This window comes from Streptomyces hazeniae (assembly GCF_031845485.1).
Classification (GTDB): domain Bacteria; phylum Actinomycetota; class Actinomycetes; order Streptomycetales; family Streptomycetaceae; genus Streptomyces; species Streptomyces hazeniae.
Window position 1 is genome coordinate 440,032 of sequence record NZ_JAVREQ010000001.1, and the last position, 21,048, is coordinate 461,079.

At 72.3% G+C, this 21,048-nt stretch carries 17 protein-coding genes; 1 reads left to right on the forward strand and 16 read right to left on the reverse strand.

Features of this window, described 5'->3' with window-relative positions; translation table 11 throughout:
• Positions 1-4 precede the first annotated feature (4 nt).
• From obgE to folC, 16 genes are all read right to left on the reverse strand, one after another.
• Positions 5-1,444 (reverse strand): GTPase ObgE, encoded by a 1,440-nt coding sequence (gene obgE, locus RM572_RS02135; RefSeq protein ID WP_311671530.1) that lies wholly within the window; start codon positions 1,442-1,444, stop codon positions 5-7.
• Between the two features lie 185 nt (positions 1,445-1,629).
• Positions 1,630-1,887, reverse strand: a complete 258-nt coding sequence (gene rpmA / locus RM572_RS02140; protein ID WP_027763625.1) for a 50S ribosomal protein L27 — start codon at positions 1,885-1,887, stop codon at positions 1,630-1,632.
• 14 nt (positions 1,888-1,901) lie between these two features.
• A complete protein-coding gene (gene rplU, locus RM572_RS02145) occupies positions 1,902-2,225 on the reverse strand; it encodes a 50S ribosomal protein L21 (protein WP_027763626.1) in 324 nt (107 codons plus the stop codon).
• Between the two features lie 262 nt (positions 2,226-2,487).
• Positions 2,488-6,678, reverse strand: coding sequence for an Rne/Rng family ribonuclease (locus tag RM572_RS02150; RefSeq protein ID WP_311671531.1), 4,191 nt, complete (start codon positions 6,676-6,678; stop codon positions 2,488-2,490).
• Positions 6,679-6,929: 251 nt separating this feature from the next.
• Positions 6,930-7,712 (reverse strand): TIGR03936 family radical SAM-associated protein, encoded by a 783-nt coding sequence (locus RM572_RS02155; RefSeq protein WP_311671816.1) that lies wholly within the window; start codon positions 7,710-7,712, stop codon positions 6,930-6,932.
• A gap of 214 nt (positions 7,713-7,926) precedes the next feature.
• The gene (locus RM572_RS02160) at positions 7,927-8,460 is read right to left on the reverse strand and encodes a GNAT family N-acetyltransferase (protein ID WP_311671532.1); all 534 of its coding nucleotides are present in this window, start codon (positions 8,458-8,460) and stop codon (positions 7,927-7,929) included.
• 114 nt (positions 8,461-8,574) lie between these two features.
• The gene (locus tag RM572_RS02165; RefSeq protein ID WP_311671533.1) at positions 8,575-10,503 is read right to left on the reverse strand and encodes a TIGR03960 family B12-binding radical SAM protein; all 1,929 of its coding nucleotides are present in this window, start codon (positions 10,501-10,503) and stop codon (positions 8,575-8,577) included.
• A gap of 394 nt (positions 10,504-10,897) precedes the next feature.
• Positions 10,898-11,089 (reverse strand): hypothetical protein, encoded by a 192-nt coding sequence (locus tag RM572_RS02170; RefSeq protein WP_311671534.1) that lies wholly within the window; start codon positions 11,087-11,089, stop codon positions 10,898-10,900.
• Positions 11,090-11,129: 40 nt separating this feature from the next.
• Complete coding sequence (gene rodA / locus RM572_RS02175; protein WP_311671535.1) at positions 11,130-12,329, reverse strand: rod shape-determining protein RodA; 1,200 nt, start codon at positions 12,327-12,329, stop codon at positions 11,130-11,132.
• Positions 12,326-14,509 carry a penicillin-binding protein 2 gene (gene mrdA, locus RM572_RS02180; RefSeq protein WP_311671536.1) on the reverse strand — a complete coding sequence of 728 codons (2,184 nt, stop codon included), beginning with the start codon at positions 14,507-14,509 and terminating at the stop codon, positions 12,326-12,328. Before mrdA ends, rodA begins: the two co-directional genes overlap by 4 nt.
• 55 nt (positions 14,510-14,564) lie before the next feature.
• Complete coding sequence (gene mreD, locus RM572_RS02185) at positions 14,565-15,293, reverse strand: rod shape-determining protein MreD (RefSeq protein WP_311671817.1); 729 nt, start codon at positions 15,291-15,293, stop codon at positions 14,565-14,567.
• Between the two features lie 5 nt (positions 15,294-15,298).
• Positions 15,299-16,369 carry a rod shape-determining protein MreC gene (mreC, locus tag RM572_RS02190; RefSeq protein WP_311671537.1) on the reverse strand — a complete coding sequence of 357 codons (1,071 nt, stop codon included), beginning with the start codon at positions 16,367-16,369 and terminating at the stop codon, positions 15,299-15,301.
• Between the two features lie 96 nt (positions 16,370-16,465).
• Positions 16,466-17,485 (reverse strand): rod shape-determining protein, encoded by a 1,020-nt coding sequence (locus tag RM572_RS02195; protein WP_027763633.1) that lies wholly within the window; start codon positions 17,483-17,485, stop codon positions 16,466-16,468.
• Positions 17,486-17,791: 306 nt separating this feature from the next.
• Positions 17,792-18,205 (reverse strand): nucleoside-diphosphate kinase, encoded by a 414-nt coding sequence (gene ndk / locus RM572_RS02200; protein ID WP_027763634.1) that lies wholly within the window; start codon positions 18,203-18,205, stop codon positions 17,792-17,794.
• Between the two features lie 80 nt (positions 18,206-18,285).
• Positions 18,286-18,633 (reverse strand): DUF4233 domain-containing protein, encoded by a 348-nt coding sequence (locus RM572_RS02205; RefSeq protein WP_311671538.1) that lies wholly within the window; start codon positions 18,631-18,633, stop codon positions 18,286-18,288.
• A gap of 5 nt (positions 18,634-18,638) precedes the next feature.
• A complete protein-coding gene (gene folC, locus RM572_RS02210; RefSeq protein WP_311671539.1) occupies positions 18,639-20,159 on the reverse strand; it encodes a bifunctional tetrahydrofolate synthase/dihydrofolate synthase in 1,521 nt (506 codons plus the stop codon).
• A gap of 171 nt (positions 20,160-20,330) precedes the next feature.
• Between folC and RM572_RS02215 the strand changes: the two genes are divergently transcribed.
• Complete coding sequence (locus RM572_RS02215; protein ID WP_311671540.1) at positions 20,331-20,987, forward strand: response regulator transcription factor; 657 nt, start codon at positions 20,331-20,333, stop codon at positions 20,985-20,987.
• The last annotated feature ends 61 nt before the right edge of the window (positions 20,988-21,048 follow it).

Here is a 21,048-nt window from a genome sequence, read left to right on the forward strand (position 1 = left end):
ACCCCTACGCGAAGGGGTCGAACTCGTCGTAGGCGGACTGCGCCTCGTCGCGTTCGGCCTGGCGGTCGCGGCGGCGCTGGGCGGCGGGACGGGGCGTGTCCATGCGGTGGTCCTCGCCCCGGCGGCCGAGCATCTCCGCGCCGGAGGCCATCGCCGGCTCGAAGTCGAAGACGACCGCGTCGTCCTCGGGACCGATGGCGACACCGTCGCCCTCCCGGGCGCCCGCCTTGACGAGGGCGTCCTCGACGCCCAGGCGGTTGAGGCGGTCGGCGAGGTAGCCGACGGCCTCGTCGTTGTTGAAGTCGGTCTGCCGCACCCAGCGTTCCGGCTTCTCCCCGCGCACCCGGTACAGCGCGTCCGCCTCGCGGCTGACGGTGAAGCCGGCGTCGTCCACCGGCTTGGGACGGATGACGACGCGTGTCGCCTCCTGCTGCGGCTTGGCCGCACGGGCCTGCTCGACGATGCCGGCCAAGGCGAAGGACAGCTCCTTCAGGCCGCTGCGGGAGACCGCCGACACGTCGAAAACCGAGTAGCCACGCGCCTCCAGGTCGGGGCGGATGATGTCGGCGAGATCCTTGCCGTCGGGGATGTCGGTCTTGTTGAGCGCGACCAGCCGCGGACGGTTCTCGAGGCCGCCGTACTGGGTCAGTTCCCGCTCGATGGCGTCCAGGTCGGAGAGCGGGTCGCGATGCGACTCGAGGGTGGCGCAGTCGAGCACGTGCACCAGCACCTCGCAGCGCTCGACGTGCCGGAGGAACTCCAGCCCGAGGCCGCGGCCCTCGCTGGCGCCCTCGATCAGGCCCGGCACGTCGGCGACCGTGTAGACGGTGCCGCCTGCCGTGACGACGCCGAGGTTCGGCACCAGGGTCGTGAAGGGGTAGTCGGCGATCTTCGGCTTGGCCGCGGAGAGCACCGAGATCAGCGACGACTTGCCCGCCGACGGGTAGCCGACCAGCGCGACGTCCGCGACCGTCTTCAGCTCCAGCACGATGTCGCGGCTCTCGCCGGGCTCACCGAGCAGCGCGAAGCCCGGCGCCTTGCGACGCGCGGACGCCAGCGCGGCGTTGCCCAGGCCGCCGCGGCCGCCCTGGCCGGCGACGAACGTGGTGCCCTGCCCCACCATGTCGGCCAGCACCTCGCCCCTGCCGTCGAGCACGACCGTGCCGTCGGGCACGGGCAGCACCAGGTCCGCGCCGTCCTTGCCCGACCGGTTGTCGCCCTCGCCGGGACGGCCGTTCGCGGCCTTCCGGTGCGGCCCGTGGTGGTACTCGAGCAGCGTGGTGACGTCGGTGTCGACGACGAGGACGACGTCGCCGCCGCGCCCGCCGTTGCCGCCGTTGGGGCCGCCGAGCGGCTTGAACTTCTCCCGATGCACGGAGGCGCAGCCGTGGCCTCCGCTACCCGCGGCGACGTGCAGCTCGACGCGGTCCACGAAGGTGGTCATGACGGGTGCCTCCTGGCGGTGCGGTGCGGTGCGGGTGCTGGGTCAGCGGTGCGGGGACGGGAGCGGCGGGAAGAGAGAGCGGTCAGCGGTCCGTGCGGGGCCGCGAACACGGCGAGGGCGGCCCCGCTCCCCTGCCGGGGAACGGCGGTCCGCCCTCGCGTGTGTGTCGGTGTCGAACCGGGGCCTTACTGGCCGGCCGGAACGATGTTGACGACCTTGCGGCCGCGGTGGGTGCCGAACTGCACGGCACCGGCGTCCAGCGCGAACAGGGTGTCGTCGCCGCCGCGGCCGACGCCCGTGCCCGGGTGGAAGTGGGTGCCGCGCTGGCGGACGATGATCTCACCGGCGTTCACGACCTGACCGCCGAAGCGCTTGACGCCGAGCCGCTGGGCATTGGAGTCGCGACCGTTCCGGGTGGACGATGCGCCCTTCTTGTGTGCCATGTGTTCTCAGTCCCTTACTTCGCGGCTGGGGCGGGGATGTCGGTGATCTTCAGCGCGGTGTGCAGCTGGCGGTGACCGATCCGCTTCTTGTAACCGGTCTTGTTCTTGTACTTCTGGATCCGGATCTTCGAACCCTTGTGGTGGTCCACGACCTCTGCCTGGACCTTCACGCCCGCCAGCACCCAGGGGTCGCTGGTGACGGACTCGCCGTCGACCACGAGCAGGGTCGAGAGCTCGACGCTGTCGCCGACCTTGCCGGTGGAGATGCGGTCAACCTCGATGACGTCGCCGACAGCAACCTTCTGCTGACGGCCGCCGGTGCGCACGATCGCGTACACGGTGAAGCTCTCTTTCGCTCGGTTCGGGGCCCCTGATGCCAGCCGCTCGCGCAGGAGTCCCGCGACTGTCCCACTGAGGAGTGAACGGCCTCTCCCGCTCCGGGTTCCGGTGCACGGCCCCGGCGGGAGGGAGTTGCTCAGAAGCACGGCGCACCCTTGACGACACGCCGACGGTCAAGATTACGGGGCCGCGACCAGGGGGTCAAACCGGCCCCGCCCGCTCCACGACCGGGAACGAACGGGGCCGGCACGGCCGTACGGCTCAGTCCTCGGCCGGAGCGGAGACCGACGGCGGCGTCTGCTGGTCGGCCGCCGCGGTACGGCGCGAGGAGCTCGCGGACGTGGCCTTCTTCTCGCCGGTGGCCGACTTCCGGGCCGTCGACTTCTTCGCCGCCTTCTTCGCGGTGGTGCCGCTCTTCTTGGCCGTCGCCTTCTTGGCAGCGGTCCGGGCCGCCTTCTTCGCCGCCTTGGCGGCCACGGGCGCGTCCGCTCCGTCCGCCTCGGAGCCGTCCGCCTCGGAACCGTCCACGCCGTCGGCGGCCTGCTCGTCGCGCGCGGCGGGCAGCACGATGGCACCCTCGCCGTCGGCGCCTCCGGGCGCACCGGACGGAGCGGAGACCGTGCGCGTGACCCGGCGGCGCGTCCGCGCGGGCGGCGCCGCCTCGGCCGCGGCGGGGGCACCCGTCGGCTCCGGGGCCGGCGTACCGGCGTCCGCCGGACCCCGGTCCACGGTCGGCAGCACGATGGCTCCGGCCTCGTCACCACCGTCACCGCCGGGTGAGCCCGCCGGAGCGGACACCGCGCGGCCGGCGCGGCGCCGGGCGCGGGCGGGCGGGGCGGCCTCCGCCGCCGGGCCGGCATCGGCAGCGGACGCGGCGACGGGCTCGGAGGGAGCAGCGGCGGGCTCACCGGCGGCACCGGTGGAAGCCGTCGCGGGCACCACGATCGACCCTGCGGCCTCCGCCGCCTCCCCGCCCTGCGGGGCACCGGCGGGCGCCGACGCCTTACGGCCGGCCCGGCGCCGGGTACGGGCGGGCGCGGCCTGGTCCGGCTCCCCCGCCTCGTCCTGCGCACCCTCGACGTCCGCGACCCCGGCGTCCGTGACCCCGGCGGCCTTCGGCGAGCCGGCGGGCGCAGACGCCTTGCGGCCGCCCCGGCGGCGCGTACGGCCGCCGCGGCTCGCCGCGGCCTCCGCCTCGGCGGCGCTGCTGTACAGCTCCTCGTCCGGCACGAAGGCGGGCTCCGGCAGCTTCTTCGGCTCGGCGGCCTCCGCGGCAACCTCGGCGGCGGTCTCCGCCTCCTCCGACGCCGTCTCCGCCTGCTCCGCGGCGCTCTCCGCGGCGGACGCCGCGGCCTCGGCCTCCGCTGCGGCCGCCTGCGCCGCCGCGGCCTTCTGCTTCTTGCGGCTCTTCTTGCCGCCACCGCCGCCACCGGCCGCCTGCGCCTGTTCGACGTGCACGATCACGCCGCGCCCGTTGCAGTGCACGCAGGACTCGGAGAACGACTCCAGCAGGCCCTGGCCGACCCGCTTGCGGGTCATCTGCACCAGGCCCAGCGAGGTCACCTCGGCCACCTGGTGCTTCGTGCGGTCCCGGCCCAGGCACTCCAGCAGGCGGCGCAGCACCAGGTCGCGGTTGGACTCCAGCACCATGTCGATGAAGTCGATGACGATGATGCCGCCCAGGTCGCGCAGCCGGAGCTGGCGCACGATCTCCTCGGCCGCCTCGAGGTTGTTCCGGGTGACCGTCTCCTCCAGGTTGCCGCCCTGGCCGGTGAACTTGCCGGTGTTGACGTCGACCACGACCATCGCCTCGGTCCGGTCGATCACCAGCGAACCACCGCTGGGCAGCCACACCTTCCGGTCGAGGGCCTTCGTCAGCTGCTCGTCGATCCGGTGGGTGGCGAAGACGTCCACGTCGGACGTCCACTTCTGGAGCCGTCCCACCAGGTCCGGCGCGACGTGCGAGACGTAGCCGTGCACCGTCTCCCATGCCTGTTCGCCGGAGACGATGACCTTGGAGAAGTCCTCGTTGAAGATGTCGCGCACGACCCGGACGGTCATGTCCGGCTCGCCGTACAGCAGCGTCGGCGCGTTGCCCTTCTGCGCCTTCCGCTGGATGTCCTCCCACTGCGCCTGGAGCCGCTCGACGTCGCGGCGCAGCTCGTCCTCGCTGGCGCCCTCGGCGGCGGTGCGCACGATGACGCCCGCGTTCTCCGGCACGACCTGCTTGAGGATCTGCTTCAGCCGGGCCCGTTCGGTGTCGGGCAGCTTCCGGCTGATACCGGTCATCGAGCCCTCGGGCACGTACACCAGGTAGCGGCCGGGCAGCGACACCTGACTGGTCAGACGGGCGCCCTTGTGGCCGATCGGGTCCTTGGTGACCTGGACCAGCACCGGCTGACCGGACTTCAGCGCGGTCTCGATCCGGCGCGGCCCGTTGGCCATGCCGAGCGCCTCGAAGTTGACCTCGCCGGCGTAGAGCACGGCGTTGCGGCCCTTGCCGATGTCGACGAACGCCGCCTCCATCGAGGGCAGCACGTTCTGGACCTTGCCGAGGTAGACGTTGCCGACGTAGCTCGTCGACTGCTCCTTGTTGACGAAGTGCTCGACGAGCACGTCGTCCTCGAGCACGCCGATCTGCGTCCGGTCGCCGTTCTGGCGCACGACCATGACCCGCTCGACGGCCTCGCGGCGGGCGAGGAACTCGGCCTCGGTGATGATGGGCACGCGCCGACGGCCCTGCTCGCGGCCCTCCCGGCGGCGCTGCTTCTTCGCCTCCAGCCGTGTGGAGCCCTTGATCGCCTGCACCTCGTCGGCGGGCTCGGAGTCCTTCTTCTTCCGGGGCTCGCGGACCTTGACGACCGTGCGCTCCGGGTCGCCGTCGGTGGGCCCGTTGTCGGAGGAGTCCCCGCTGCGGCGGCGACGACGGCGACGACGGCGCGAGCTGCTGGAGCCGCCGCCGTGGCCGCCCCCCTCGTCCTCGTCACGCTCCGCGCCGTTCCTCCCGGACTCGTCCGCGTCCTCGTCCTGGTCACCGTCGGAGTCGTCCGACGCCGAGTCGCCCCGGCCGCCGTCGTCCGCACCCTGTGCATCGGCGGACTCGCCCCGCCTGCGGCGACGCCCGCCACGGCGGCGACGGCGCGCGGGGCGCTCACCGGACTCGTCCGAACCCTCGTCGTCCGAACCCTCGTCGTCCGACTCGTCCGACCGGGCCTCGCCGCCGGTCTCCTCCTCGTCCCCCCGACCGGCGGGACGGGACGCGTCGCCCTCGGACTCTCCGCGCCGACGGCGACGGCGGCTGCGCGAGGCGGGCGCGGTGGTCTCCGCCTCCTCGTCCGCCTCCTCGTCCGTCTCCTCGTCCTGGTCCGCGGCAGCCTGAGCGGCGGCGCTCTGCGGCGTCTGGAACGTCGGCTCGGTGAACACCGGCGCCTGGAACATGGCCACCGGCGGCTGCGCCGCACGCTTGCGCCCGGCCGGCGCGGTGGGGGCCTCGACGGGCAGCGCGGGCTCGTCGGAGGCGGGCGACTGGCCCGCGCCCTCAGCCTCGTCGGCGACGTGCTCGTGTGCCGGCGCGGCGGCCTTGCGGGTGGCACGACGACGGGTACGCGCGGGCGCCGCCTGCTCCTCGTCCGCGGCGGCCGGCGTGTCCGCGGCGGCGGTCCCCTCGGCCGGGGCTGCTTCCTTGCGCGCGGCGCGGCGGCGGCCCCGGGCGGGCGCCGGCTCGGCCTCCTCGCTGACCGCGGCGGCCTCTCCGCCGGTGCCGGTGCCGGCGGCGTCGGAGGCCTGCTCCGGCGCCGATGCGGCGGCCTTGCGGGTGGCACGACGACGGCTGCGCGAAGGCGCCGCCTGCTCCTCGTTCTCCACGGCACCGTCCCCGGCACCGGGGCCCGCCTGCTCTGCGGCCTCGGGGGCGCCGGCCGGGGCGGAGGCCCGCCGGGTCGCCCGGCGACGGGTACGCGCCGGGGCGGGCTCGGCCTGACCCGTCGGCGGCACGTCGGCGACCGGACCCTCGGCGGACGCCGAGGCGTCCGCGGCAGGAGCCTCACCGGCCGCGACCGCGGCGGCACCGGAAGCGGTCGCCCCGGTGGCACCCTCCGTCACAGACGGGGCACCGGCCGGAGCGGACGCGCGGCGCGTGGCACGACGACGGGTACGCGCCGGAGCGGGCTCCGGCTGGTCGGCCGCGGGCGAAGCGGCGGCGTCGTGGGCGGCCGGCGCGGCGGCCGGCAGCGTGTCCGGGGCGGGCGCCTCGGGCGCGGCCGGGGGCGCGCCCGCCGGGGCGGACGCGCGGCGCGGCGCACGGCGGCGCGGCGGCAGGGTGTCGCTGGGGCTTCCGTTGTCGGCGGAGGCCGCGGCCTGCTGGTTCGGTCCGTCCGACGACGCGCTCACGGGCGGCGTCTTCGGGTCCTTCGCGGTGTTCTCCGCGGCTGCGGAGTCCTTGGGCTCGGGCATGCGGGCAGTTCTCCCGTCACGCTCCCGGGCGCCTCGCCCCGCCGGTCGCGGCCGGGCGCGTCGTACGCCTTGCTGCCGCGTCCCGCCGGGCGCGGGCGCCGCTCGGGAGCTGTTCGTTGTCGCTCGCCGGTTCCGTCCCTGCGGGCTCGGCTACGGCGAAAGTCTGCTGTGGCGGTGCGCTCGCCTGCCGGTCGGCGGCCCGGGTGGCTCCCTGGCGCCTGCGTCGGCGGCGGCACGTTTCGGCTCCGTACCTACGCGGTGACGGCCCCGGTCGTGTCCGGGGCGACCGCGCTCGGCCCCGTCGCGGCGGGGGATGCGTCGCGGTCGGGAACCAGCGGGTCGGTCACCGTGCCGGTCTCCTCATCGAGCGGCCCCTGCGCCAGCCTGGTCACCGCTGCCGGGACCGGCGGCGCCAGGTCGGCCGTAGCTCGGAGGCCGGACAGGACGTCGTCGGGTCGTACGGCAGGTGTCAGGTGCCGCACTACCAGCCGCAGTATCGCACAGGGATGCTGCTGGGGCCTATCATCCTCGCTCTGTGTGACGCCCGCGCTCTCCAGCGAAGCGACGGCGGCGCGGGCGTCGAAGGTGCGGACCCCCTTCTTGGTCTGCCGCTGCACCTCGACCGTGTCGGCGGCGAGGAACGCCTCCACGGCCCGGTGCGCGTCCTCGACGGCGACGCCGTCGAGCCGCAGCTCCCAGGCGGACGCCTGGAGGCGGTCGGCGAAGTCGGACGTCCGGGCCTCGACCGCGTCGGTCAGGTCCAGACCGTCCGGCATGCACGCGTCGAGCCCGCGGCGCAGCGCCTCGGGGTCGCGATGCGTGGTGAGGGCGATCTCCAGGTACTCCGCCTCGCTGGCGGTGCCGGTGGGGGCGGCGTTGGCGTAGCTCACCTTCGGGTGCGGGGTGAAGCCGGCCGAGTACGCCATGGGCACCTCGGCGCGGCGCAGCGCCCGCTCGAAGGCGCGCTGGAAGTCGCGGTGACTGGTGAACCGGAGGCGGCCGCGCTTGGTGTAGCGCAGTCGGATGCGCTGCACCGCGGGTGCGGGCGGCGGGCCTTCGGGCTGTCGCTTGCCCAGGGTTCTCTCCTCGGTGCAGGACGGCACGCCCTGGGCGGCCGCCCTTGGGTGTACGGGGTGCAAGGGGGCGGAAGTCCGCGCGTCCGCTCACGCGTGCCGCGGCGCGGGAGCGCGGAGAGTCCTGCCGCCCAGGGTACGCGCCCGTCTCCCCTCACCGGCGTCCCGTCCCGGGTCAGGCGGTCGGCACCCAGTACCGCAGCTTGTCCCCGCGCCGGTCCTCGAAGACCCCTCCGCCGCCCTCGATGACCTTCCGGGAGGCGGTGTTGTCGTGCTCGCACGTGATCAGCGCCGGGTCGACGCCGAGGGCGCGGGCGTGCACGAGCCCTTCCCGCAGCATGGCCGTGGCGTGCCCGCGCCGCCGCGCGGAGGCGCGCACGTCGTAGCCGATGTGCCCGCCCTGTTCCAGGAGAAAGTCGTTGAGCCGGTGCCGGATCGCGAAGCGGCCGAGGAAGGCGTCACCGTCGACGTACCACAACGTCGTGCACGCCACGTGTCCCGCGGTCCGCACGGTCTCCTCGTGTTCGTCGGCCCGCAGCGCCACGACGTACGCGGCGAACCCGTCCGGCTCGTGCCAGCGAGCGCCGAACTCGTCGATCTCCTGCCCGATGGAGCTGCCGTCCCCGGCGCGTCCTTCGGCCTCGAACTCCTTCATGGCGGCGACGAACGACGCGTGGACGGCGGTGGTGGGAAAGACGAGTTTCGGCATGACGGAAGTCTGCCGACCGTCAGGCGGCGGCACCAACGCTTTTCCGGCTGACGCCGCACGACCGCCCGGGCGGCCCGGCGCCCGGAGGGGCGGGCCGTCTGTCCGTCGCCCGGCCTACCTGTCGACGACGCTCAGCGGCAGCAGTTTCTTGCCGGTGGGCCCGATCTGGATCTCGGTGTCCAGCTGAGGACACACGCCACAGTCGAAGCAGGGGGTCCAGCGGCAGTCCTCGACCTCGGTCTCGTCGAGGGCGTCCTGCCAGTCCTCCCAGAGCCAGTCCTTGTCGAGGCCGGAGTCGAGGTGGTCCCAGGGCAGGACCTCCTCGTAGGTGCGCTCGCGGGTGGTGTACCAGTCGACGTCCACGCCGTACTCCGGCAGCGTCGCGGCGGCGGAGTCCATCCACAGGTCGTAGCTGAAGTACTCGCGCCAGCCGTCGAAGCGGCCGCCGCGGCGGTGGACCTCGCGGATGACGGAGCCGAGGCGCCGGTCGCCCCGGGAGAGCAGGCCTTCGACGATGCCGGGCTTGCCGTCGTGGTAGCGGAAGCCGATGGAGCGGCCGTACTTCTTGTCGCCGCGGATCTTGTCGCGGAGCTTGCCGAGCCGGGCGTCGGTCTCCTCGGCGGAGAGCTGCGGCGCCCACTGGAAGGGCGTGTGCGGCTTGGGCACGAAGCCGCCGATGGAAACGGTGCAGCGGATGTCGTTCGACCGGGACACCTCGCGGCCCTTGGCGATGACGCTGGTCGCCATGTCGGCGATCTGGAGGACGTCGTCGTCGGTCTCGGTCGGGAGGCCGCACATGAAGTACAGCTTCACCTGACGCCAGCCGTTGCCGTACGCGGTGGCGACGGTGCGGATCAGGTCCTCCTCGGAGACCATCTTGTTGATGACCTTGCGGATACGCTCGCTGCCGCCCTCGGGGGCGAACGTGAGGCCGGACCGGCGGCCGTTCCGGGTCAGTTCGTTGGCCAGGTCGATGTTGAACGCGTCGACGCGGGTGGAAGGCAGCGAGAGGCCGATCTTGTCCTCTTCGTACCGGTCGGCGAGGCCCTTGGCGACGTCGCCGATCTCGGTGTGGTCGGCGGAGGACAGCGACAGCAGGCCGACCTCCTCGAAGCCGGTGCTCTTCAGCCCCTTCTCGACCATGTCGCCGATGCCGGTGATGGAGCGTTCGCGGACGGGCCGGGTGATCATGCCGGCCTGGCAGAAGCGGCAGCCGCGGGTGCAGCCGCGGAAGATCTCCACCGACATGCGCTCGTGCACGGTCTCGGCGAGCGGCACCAGTGGCTGCTTGGGGTACGGCCACTCGTCGAGGTCCATCACGGTGTGCTTGGACACGCGCCACGGCACGCCGGAGCGGTTGGGGACGACGCGGGAGATGCGGCCGTCGGCCAGGTACTCCACGTCGTAGAACTTCGGCACGTACACCGACCCGGTCTTGGCCAGCCGGAACAGCAGCTCGTCGCGTCCGCCGGGGCGGCCCTCGTTCTTCCACGCGCGGATGATCTCGGTGATCTCCAGCACGGCCTGTTCGCCGTCGCCGACGACCGCGCAGTCGAGGAAGTCCGCGATGGGCTCGGGGTTGAAGGCGGCGTGCCCGCCCGCGAGGACGATCGGGTGGTCCTCGGTGCGGTCGGCGGCCTCCAGCGGGACATCGGAGAGTTCCAGCGCCGTGAGCAGGTTGGTGTAGCCCAGCTCGGTCGCGAAGGAGACGCCGAGCACGTCGAAGGCGCCGACGGGGCGGTGCGCGTCGACGGTGAACTGCGGGACGTCGTGCTCGCGCATGAGCTTCTCGAGGTCCGGCCACACGCTGTAGGTGCGCTCGGCGAGGACGCCCTCGCGCTCGTTGAGCACCTCGTAGAGGATCATGACGCCCTGGTTGGGCAGGCCGACCTCGTACGCGTCGGGGTACATCAGCGCCCAGCGGACGTCGGTGGCGTCCCAGTCCTTGACGGTGGAGTTCAGCTCGCCGCCGACGTACTGGATCGGCTTCTGGACGTGCGGGAGAAGGGCCTCCAGGCGCGGGAAGACCGACTCGACTGGCATGGGTGGTGTCCTCGGGGCAGGGTGCGGCGTACTCGATGCGGTGACCCCTCAGCGTAACGCGAACGGCGGACCGCTCCTCCGCGCCCGTGGACGGCCAGGAGGGTCCGCGTTCGGTCACCGAGCGCCACAGCTTCGGAAGCCGCTGCTCGTACGTCGCGGCGAGTCCGCTCTCCCGGGCGTGCAGCACCCCATGGGTGAAGGACGGCTCACCGGCATCGTGCGCGGTGAGCCGTCGTGCCGTTCGGCTTCGCTCTCGGTCCAGGTGGCGGTGCCGTTCTCCCATGTCCGGACCGGGTCGCGGTGACCAGGGCCCGTGCGACCTCCGCGAGTACGGTCCTTTCTGCGTCGCCCAGCCGGTGGACGCGGCGCCGAGGGGTCAGCTCCATCACGGGCATCAGGGCCGCGGTCCGCACGCGGGAGCGGACGGGCCTGGTGAGGGCGCGCGGCGGGGCGTCGGCGAGGGGTGCGCGGACCTCGTCGCGTAGTGGCGCCCGACCGGGAGTTTGAGGTGCCAGCCCTCGTCGTCGCCGCCGGTGCGGCGGCGCAGCGTCATGCCGTCGGCGACCAGCCGGCCGTCCTCCGGCACGGGCAACCGGTGCCGGGGAGGGGAGGTGCCCGTGGGCTCGCTAGGCGGACACCGGACGTTGCACCTTGATCGACTGGAGGAGGCCGACGGCGATCCAGACGGCGAACATCGAGGTGCCGCCGTAGGAGACGAACGGCAGCGGCAGGCCGGCGACGGGCATGATGCCGAGGGTCATGCCGATGTTCTCGAAGGTCTGGAAGGCGAACCAGGCGATGATGCCGGCGGCGACGATGGTGCCGTACAGCTCGGTGGTGTTGCGGGCGATGCGGCAGGCGCGCCAGAGGAGCACGCCCATGAGGGCGATGATGGCCGCGCCCCCGGCGAAGCCGAGTTCCTCTCCCGCGACGGTGAAGATGAAGTCGGTCTGCTGCTCGGGCACGAACTGGCCGGTGGTCTGGGTGCCGTCGAAGAGGCCCTTGCCCCACAGGCCGCCGGAGCCGATGGCGATACGGGCCTGGTTGGTGTTGTAGCCGACCCCGCGGGGGTCGAGGGAGGGGTTGGCGAAGGCGGCGAACCGGTTGATCTGGTACTCGTCGAGCAGGCCGAGCATCCAGACCGCGACGGCGCCGCCGATCCCGGTGACGACGAGGCCGACGACCCAGCGGTTGGAGGCGCCGGAGGCCAGGAGCACGCCGAGCACGATGACGACGATGACCATGGTGGAGCCCAGGTCGGGCATCAGCATGATCACGACGATGGGCAGCGCGGCCATGCCGAGGGCCTGGAGCACGGTGCGGTGGTCGGGGTGTTCCCGGTCGCCCGCGTCGACGCGGGCGGCCAGCAGCATCGCCATGACCAGTATCACGGTGATCTTGATGAACTCGGCGGGCTGAAGGGAGAGGCCGCCTCCGAAGTCGAGCCAGGCGCGGGAGCCGTTGATGGTCGCGCCGAGCGGGGTGAGGACCAGCAGGGCGAGGACGACGGAGATGCCGTAGAGCACGGGTACCGCGCCGCGCAGGCGCCGGTGGCCGAGCCACACGGTACCGGCCATCAGGGCGAGGCCGATGAGGAGGCTGAGCAGGTGCCGCCAGAGGAAGTGCTGCGGGTCGCCGTGGTTGAGGGAGTCCCGGGTGCGGGTGGCGGACCACACGAGGAGGGAGCCCAGCAGGGACAGCGCGACGGCGGCCACGAGCATGGGCCAGTCCAGACGCCGCACGAGGCTGTCGCGGGCGGTGGCCCGGCGCCACGCGGACTTCTGCTGCGGCCCGTAGCCGTCGAGGGAGTAGGAGCGGGTGCTCACTCGGTGCCCCCGTCGTCCGTCGGGTCGCCCTCGGCCTTCGCCGCCGCCTTCTGTTCCCGGGCCTCGAACTCCTCGGAGAATCCGGACGCGATCTGGCCGTGCTCGTTGATCTCGGGGAGGGACTTCTGCGGGTCGGGTAGCAGCGCCTTCTTCTTGTCGATCGAGCCGTCCTCCTGGACGCCGTAGATGGCGTCGTAGACGTTGCGGACGGCCGGGCCGGAGGCGCCGGAACCTGTACCACCCTGGGAGATCGTCATCACGATCGTGTAGTCCTCGGTGTAGGTGGCGAACCAGGAGGTGGTCTGCTTTCCGTAGACCTCGGCGGTACCGGTCTTGGCGTGCATCGGGATCTTCTTCTGGGGCCAGCCGACCTGGGTGAAGCGCCAGGCGGCGGTGCCGCGCGTGGCCACGCCTTCGAGGGCGTCGTCCATCTGCTTGAGCGTCTTCTTGCTCAGTGGCAGCTTGCCGTGCGCCTTCGGTTCGATCATCTCGACCTGGGAGCCGTCGGGGCTCACGACGGCCTTGCCGAGAGTGGGGTCGTAGAGGGTGCCGCCGTTGGAGATGGCGGCGTAGATGGTCGCCATCTGGATCGGGGTGACGAGCGTGTCGCCCTGTCCGATCGAGTAGTTGATCGTGTCGTAGGCGTGCAGCTTGAAACCCTCGAGGCAGCCCTCACGCGCCAGCGTGATCTGGTAGCTCTTCTTCTCGGGCCACTTCTCGGCGGTCTTGCACCAGGAGTCCTTGTTGGCCTTCCAGTAGTCCTTCTTCCACTGGCGGTCGGGGACGCGGCCGGTGACCTCGTTGGGCAGGTCGATGCCCGTCTCCTCGCCGAGGCCGAAGTCGTGAGCGGTGCGGTAGAACCAGTCGTCCGTCTTCTTCTTCGGGTCGATCCCGCCGTCCTTCTTCCACTCCTGGTGCGACAGGCGGTAGAAGACGGTGTCGCAGGAGACCTCGAGCGCCCGGGCGAGGTTGATGCTGCCGTGGCTCTGGGACTCGTAGTTCTTGAAGGTGTTGTTGCCGACGGTGTAGGAGCTGGTGCAGGGGTAGCTGCCGTTCCAGTCGTAGCCGGCGCGGACGGCGGCGGCGGAGGAGATGACCTTGAAGATCGAGCCGGGCGCCGCCTGCCCCTGGATGGCGCGGTTCAGCAGCGGGTAGTTGGACTTCTTGCTGGTGAGCCGCGTGTAGTCGTCGGCGGAGATGCCGCCGACCCAGGCGTTCGGGTCGTACTGCGGGTTGGACGCCATGGCGACGACACGGCCGGTCTTGGACTCCATGACCACCATGGCGCCGGCGTCGGCCTCGTAGTTGCGGCCGGTGTTGTGGTCGTGCTGCTTGCGGGCTTCCTTCATGGCCGCCAGAAGCTCGCGCTCGGCGACGGCCTGGATGCGGGAGTCGACACTGGTGATGAGGGTGGACCCGGGTTCGGCCTTCTCGCTGAGCTTCTGTCCCATCACCCGGCCGAGCTTGTCGACCTCGTACTCGGTGACGCCCGCGTCGCCGCGCAGGGCCTTGTTGTAGCTGCGCTCCAGCCCGGAGCGGCCGATCTGGTCGGAGGGGAGGAACGGCGAGTCGGAGTTCTCGGCCTCCTTGATCTCCTCGTCGGTCACCGGGGAGAGGTAGCCGAGGACCTGGGAGGTGTCGGCTCCGTACGGGCTGGGGTAGCGGCGTACGGCCTTGGGCTCGGCGAGGATGCCGGGGAAGTCCTCGGAGCGCTCGCGGATCGTCAGCGCCTGCTGGGCGGTCGCCTCGTCGGTGATGGGGATCGGCTGGTAGGGCGAGCCGTTCCAGCAGGGCTTGGGGGTCTCGGCGTTGCACAGCCGCACCCGCTGCCGTACGTCCTCGGCGGGCATGTCGAGTACCTTCGCCAGCCGTCCGAGGACGGCGTCGCCGCCGTCGTCCATCTTCATCAGCGCGGTGCGGGAGGCGGAGACGACCAGGCGGGTCTCGTTGTCGGCGATCGGCACGCCCCGGGCGTCCAGGATGGAGCCGCGCACGGCGGGCTTGACGACCTGCTGGACGTGGTTTCCCGCGGCCTTGGCCGAGTACTCCTCGCCGTTGCGGATCTGGAGGTACCACAGCCGCCCGCCGAGGGTGAGCAGCAGGGAGAACACCAGGATCTGGATCGCCACCAGCCGGATGGTGACGCGGGGGGTGCGTCCGGTTTCCGGGATGTTGCTCATGCGGCTCCCCTGTGGTCCCTGTGGTCCCTGTGGTCGTCTGGTGCCGGCTCGGCGCTCACAGCCGCTTGACCCCCTTGATGGTGGCGGCCTTGTTGCGGGCGGACCGGCCCAGCAGGGAGCGCCGGGAGTTGCTGGCGAAGGAGGCGGGCCGGCTGCTGCGGACACTGCGGACGCTGCGTCCGGCGAGCAGGCCGGAGCGGAGGCTGGCGCCGGCGGCGAGCCAGCCGTAGGCGCCCTCGCCGCCCTTGGCGCCGCCCGCGGAGCTCTCGGAGCCGAGCGGGTCGCGCGCGGTGCGGCGGGCCAGCGCCATGATGAGCGGGACGGTGAAGGGGGCGAGCAGCAGGTCGTAGAGGATCGCGGTGAGCAGCAGGCCGGTGATGCCGACGTGCAGCGCGGGGGTGTCGCCGACCAGGGCGCCGACACCGGCGTAGAGCAGGGTGGAGCCGACTGCGGCGCCGGCGACGACCAGCATCGGCACCGACGCGGAGCGGTGCTGGCCGTTGTCGGGCTTGGTGAGGCCGGCGGCGTAGCCGACGACGCAGAGCACCAGGGCGTAGCGGCCGACGGCGTGGTCGGCGGGCGGGGCCAGGTCGGCGAGCAGTCCGGCGCCGAAGCCGATGAGGGCGCCGCCGACGTGGCCGTAGACCATGGCGAGGCCGAGAACGGTGAGCAGCAGCAGGTCCGGCACGGCGCCCGGGAGCTGGAGCCGGGCGAGGACGCTGACCTGGATGATCAGGGCGAGGACGACGAGTGCGGTCGACAGCAGGATCCGGTTGGCGCGCATCACGGTCACTCAGCTCCAGGGGCCGGCTGGGCGGGGTCCACGGGTTCGGCGGGCTGCGCCTGGCCCTGCGGGGCGAGGGTGTCCCCGGGGTCGGGCTGCCCGCCGGGGGCGGCGGACTCGCCGGGCGCGGTCTGCGCGTCGCCTTCCTCGCCCGGGGCCGGCGCTCCGGGGGTGGCGGTGACGGTCACCGTGGGGGTGGGCTTGGGCTTCTTGGGCGGGTCGGGGCGCAGCACCTTGTCGCGCGGGTCCTCGCGGGGCGGTTCGACGACGACGCCGACGATGTCGAGCTGGGTGAACTCGGCGAACGGGTGAATGCGCAGGGTGCGGGTGAGGTCGCCGGTCTGGCGCTCGACCTCGGTGACCTCGCCGACGGGGACGCCGGGGACGAACGGGGTGCCGTTGTGGGAGCCGAAGGTGACCAGGCGGTCGCCCTTCTGGACTCTGGCCTTGCCGTCGAGGAGCTGCACGGTCATGGCGTTTCCGCCGCGCCCGGAGGCGAAGCCGAGTTCGGCGCTGCCCTCCATGCGGGTGCCGACGGTGAAGTCGGGGTCGTTGGCGAGCAGCACGGTGGAGCTGGAGGCGCCGACGGTGGTGGTGCGGCCGACGAGTCCGTCGCCGTTGATGACGGTCATGTCGGGGGCGATGCCGTCCTCGCTGCCGACGTCGATGGTGACGGTCCAGGAGAAGCCCTGGGCGGCGCCGATGGCGACGACCTCGGCGGCCTTGATGCCGTAGCCGCCGGCTCCGGCGGTGCGCAGCAGGCCGTCGAGTTCCTTGGCGCGGGCGCGGTTGCGGTCGTCGGAGCCGAGTTCGCGGCGCAGCTCCATGTTCTCCTGCTGGAGCGCCTTGATGCGGTCGTGGCGTGCACCCGAGTCGCGGACGGCGGCGATGGCGTTGCCGACCGGGTCGACGGCGGTCGCCACCCCTTCCTGTACCGGTCCCAGTGCGGAGGCGGTGGTGCGCCGTGCGCCGTCGAGCGGGGACTGCCCGCCTCCCTGGAGGTCCACCGTGATCAGTGCGAACGCGATGGCGACCAGCAGGACGAGCAGCAGCCGGCTTTCTCGGGAATCCCTCACGTGCGGCGGCCGTGCCTTTCTCAGTCGGACCGGGCGGGTGTGGCGGGTCGGTGCCTGGTGGTGCGGTGAAGTTGTGGGTGGTGCGGGCGGTGCCGGTCAGCGGCGCGGCTGGGAGTCCAGGACCTGCTGGAGGGCCTCGAACTCCTCGACGCACTTGCCGGAGCCGAGCGCGACCGAGTCGAGCGGGTCCTCGGCGATGTGGATGGGCATGCCGGTCTCGTGCCGCAGCCGCTCGTCGAGGCCGCGCAGGAGGGCGCCGCCACCGGTGAGAACGATGCCTCGGTCCATCACGTCGCCGGACAGCTCCGGCGGGCACTTGTCGAGGGTGGTCTTGACCGCGTCGACGATGGCGTTGACCGGCTCCTCGATGGCCTTGCGGACCTCGGCGGCCGAGATCACCACGGTCTTGGGGAGGCCGCTGACCAGGTCGCGGCCGCGGATCTCGGTGTGCTCGTCCTTGTCCATGGCGTAGGCCGAACCGATGGTGATCTTGATGCTCTCGGCGGTGCGCTCGCCGAGGAGGAGGCTGTACTCCTTCTTGATGTGCTGGATGATCGCGTTGTCCAGCTCGTCGCCGGCGACCCGGATGGACTGCGCGGTGACGATGCCGCCGAGGGAGATCACGGCGACCTCGGTGGTGCCGCCGCCGATGTCGACGACCATGTTGCCCGTCGCTTCGTGGACGGGCAGGCCGGAGCCGATCGCAGCCGCCATCGGCTCCTCGATGATGTGCACCTGGCGGGCGCCTGCCTGCGTGGACGCCTCGATGACGGCGCGGCGCTCGACGCCGGTGATGCCGGAGGGGACGCAGACGACGACCCGGGGGCGGGCCAGGTAGCGCCGCTTGTGGATCTTGAGGATGAAGTAGCGGAGCATCCGCTCGGTGATCTCGAAGTCGGCGATGACGCCGTCCTTCAGGGGCCGGACCGCGACGATGTTGCCCGGGGTGCGGCCGATCATCTTCTTGGCTTCGGCGCCGACCGCGAGGATGCCGCCGGTGTTGGTGTTGATGGCCACCACGGACGGCTCGTTGAGAACGATCCCGCGACCCCTGACGTACACCAGCGTGTTGGCGGTCCCGAGGTCGACAGCCATGTCACGGCCGATGAACGACATGTTGTTCGCCATAGGATACGTCTGGCCTTCCAGCTGGAGCGATGGGTGGGGGACGGCAGGGGGGAGCTGCGGAAACCGCCACGAGAGGAGCGAGGTTCCATCGTAGACGCGGACCTCGGGAACCGCAGCGAGGGCTCCTCCGCCATTGTCGGCGGAACGCCGTTCGTCCCCCGTATTGGTGACGTCGCGTCCGAGTGAAGCGTTCCCCGGAACAGCCCACAATATGCCTGCGGGCGACCTGAGGGAACAGGTCGCCCCAGGTCACCGGGGTCCCGTGCACTGACCCCGCGTCAGGAGACGAGGCGGTCAGACCGCTTCCGGGAAGAACAGCTTGAGCTCCCGCTCCGCGGACTCCTCCGAGTCCGAGGCGTGCACCAGGTTCTCCCGGACGATCGTGCCGAAATCCCCCCGAATGGACCCGGGCGCGGCGGCGATCGGATCGGTGGGTCCGGCCAGCGCGCGCATGCCCTCGATCACCCGCTCGCCCTCGACGACCATCACCACGGACGGACCGGAGGTCATGAACTCCATCAGCGGGGGGTAGAACGGCTTGTCCGCGTGCTCGCCGTAGTGCTGCTCCAGCAGAGGCCGGCCCAGGGTGCGCAGCTCCAGCGCGGTGATGGCCCATCCCGCCTTGCTCTCGATGCGTCCGACGATCTCGCCGATCAGGCCACGGCGGACGGCGTCGGGCTTGAGCAGGACGAGCGTGCGCTGGCTCATGTGCGGACTCCTCGGGGTACAGCGGTGGAACGCGCGATGTCAGGGGTGGTGAGAGGCTACACGGGCGCTTCGACGGGCCCTCAGGCAGTCTCCGCCTCGGCGGCCGCCGCGCGGGTGGCCTTCGCCTCGTCCACCTTCCGCCCGAAATGCACCGAGGCCCACCACAGACCGGCGAAGCAGGCGCCGAGGAAGAACATGGCGGGGACCACGAAGCCGCTCGCGATCAGGCCGATCTGGAGGGCCCAGCCGAGCTGGACGCCGCCGGGCCGGCCCAGCATCCCGCACAGCAGCAGGGACAGCAGCATGCCGGTGCCGCTCACCGCCCAGACGGCGGTCGTGGAGACGTCGCTGAGCTGCATCGCGACCAGACCGGCGAAGCCGATCACGAAGAACTCGCCGATCAGGGTGCTCGCGCACAGGGTTCGCACTGCCTCTACCCGTTCCTTCCCAGCAGCAGCCGGGCCTCGCCGACGGTGAACACGGAGCCGGTGACGAGCACGCCCGCTCCGGCGTACTCGCCCTCCTCCTCCGCGAGGGTGATGGCGGCCTCCACCGCGTCGTCCAGGCGCGGCTCGACCTGCACCCGCTCCTCGCCGAACACCTCGACCGCGAGGGCCGCCAGTTCGTCGACGTCCATGGCGCGGTGGGTGGCGTTGCGGGTGACGACGACCTCGGTGAAGACCGGCTCGAACGCCTCCAGCAGTCCGCGCACGTCCTTCTCGGCGCTGCACCCGACGACGCCGACGAGCCGGCTGAAGCCGAACGCCTCGCCGATCGCGGCGGCCGCGGCCTGTGCGCCGGCCGGGTTGTGCGCGGCGTCCAGGAGCACGGACGGGGAGGACCGCACGAGCTCCAGCCGGCCGGGGGTGGCGACGGACGCGAAGCCCTGGCGGACGGTGTCCACGTCCAGCTCGCGGGCGTGCTCGGTGCCGACGCCGAGGAACGCCTCGACGGCCGCGAGGGCGACGGAGGCGTTGTGCGCCATGTGGGCGCCGTGCATCGGCAGGAACAGGTCCGGGTACTCCCCGCCGAGTCCGCGCAGCGTGATGAGCTGCCCGCCGACGGCGACCTCGCGGGAGACCACGCCGAACTCCATCCCCTCGCGGGCGACGGTCGCGTCGACCTCCACCGCGCGGCGCAGCACCACGGACGCGGCCTCCACCGGCTGCTGGGCGAGGACGACGCGGGCGTCGGTCTTGACGATGCCGGACTTCTCGACGGCGATCTTCTCCGGAGTGTCGCCGAGCCGGTCGGTGTGGTCGAGGGAGATGGGAGTGATCACGGCGACGTCGGCGTCGATGACGTTGGTGGCGTCCCAGGTGCCGCCCATGCCGACCTCGACGACCGCGACGTCCACCGGTGCGTCGGCGAAGGCGGCGTAGGCCATCGCGGTGAGCACCTCGAAGAAGGACAGCCGGTACTGCTGGCGTTCGTCGACCATCGCCACGAACGACTCGACGTCCCGGTAGGTCTCCACGAAGCGTTCGGCGGACAGCGGCGCGCCGTCCACGCTGATCCGCTCGGTGATCGACTGCACGTGGGGGCTGCTGTAGCGGCCGGCCCGCAGGTCGAACGCACCGAGCAGGGCCTCGATCATGCGCCCGGTGGAGGTCTTGCCGTTGGTGCCGGTGATGTGGATCGAGGGGTAGGCGCGCTGCGGTTCGCCGAGCACGTCCATCAGCGCGGCGATACGTGTCCGGGACGGGTCGAGCTTGGTCTCGCCCCAGCGGGTGGCCAGCTCCTCCTCCACCTCGCGCAGCGCGCGGTCCGTCTCCGGGTCCTCCGGCCGCGCCGGCACGACGTCCGGCTGGGGCGGTCCCGCCTGGGCGCGGAGGGTGCGGCTGCCGGCCTCGATCACGGCCAGGTCGGGGTCGCGGTCGGTCTCTTCGCCGACGATCTCCTCGAAGGGGTCGTCGGGGGTCGGATCGTCGGATGCTGGGGACTGCTCGCTCACGTGCGCCAGTCTACGGAGGAACCCCGGCGCACCGCCGCGGGTGGGCGGGGGCGGGCGGAAACGGGCGCAACGCGGTCACGAACGTGCCCGGGGCGGGCCCTTCCTACCGCCGGGTAGCGCGGTAGGAAAGGTGCCGGAAGGAACGCCGGGAGTCAGCGAGGTGATCCACCCGTGCTGTCCGTGGGCTTGATAACGAGCGACAACAAGCACCTGTCCCACGTGCTGGGACTGGCGCTCGACCGGTTCCACATCGAGATCACGCTGAACGGTGCCACCGCGGGGGAGGCACTGGCCCACCCCGAGGCGTGCGGCGTCGACATCTGGGTCGCCCGGCTGCCCGGGGAACGGGCCGAGACGCTCAGCACGCTGCTGCCCGGTCGCTCCGACCCCACGCAACCCGGCCCGCTCGCCGTGGTCTGCGACGGGAGCCGGACGCAGGTGGCGGCGGCGATGGCGAACGGCGCCTCGGCGATCGTGCTGCCCGACGACACCGTGTTCGACACCGCCGCGGCCATCCACGCTGCGGCCGCGTGCGCGCTGTTCGTCTCGCCGCGGCTGCTGCGCCGGGTCGACGGGCGGCTGACCGACGTGCTGACCGCGCGGGTGCCGAGCCCGAAGGTGCTCACCGAGCGCGAGGAACGCGTGCTCTCGCTGATGTCGGCGGGGATGTCCAACGCGCAGATCGGGCGCACGCTCTTCATCTCGCCGACGACGGTGTCCACGCACGTCGGCAACATCCTGCGGAAGCTGGAGGCCGGCAACCGCACCGCGGCGGTGATCACCGCCCTGGAGATGTCCCTGATCGCACCGCCGGTCCGCCGCCCCTGAGCGGCGACGGAAGTGAGGTTCCGGTGCCGGCGCCCGGCAGGGAGACCCGTGCCGGGCGCCG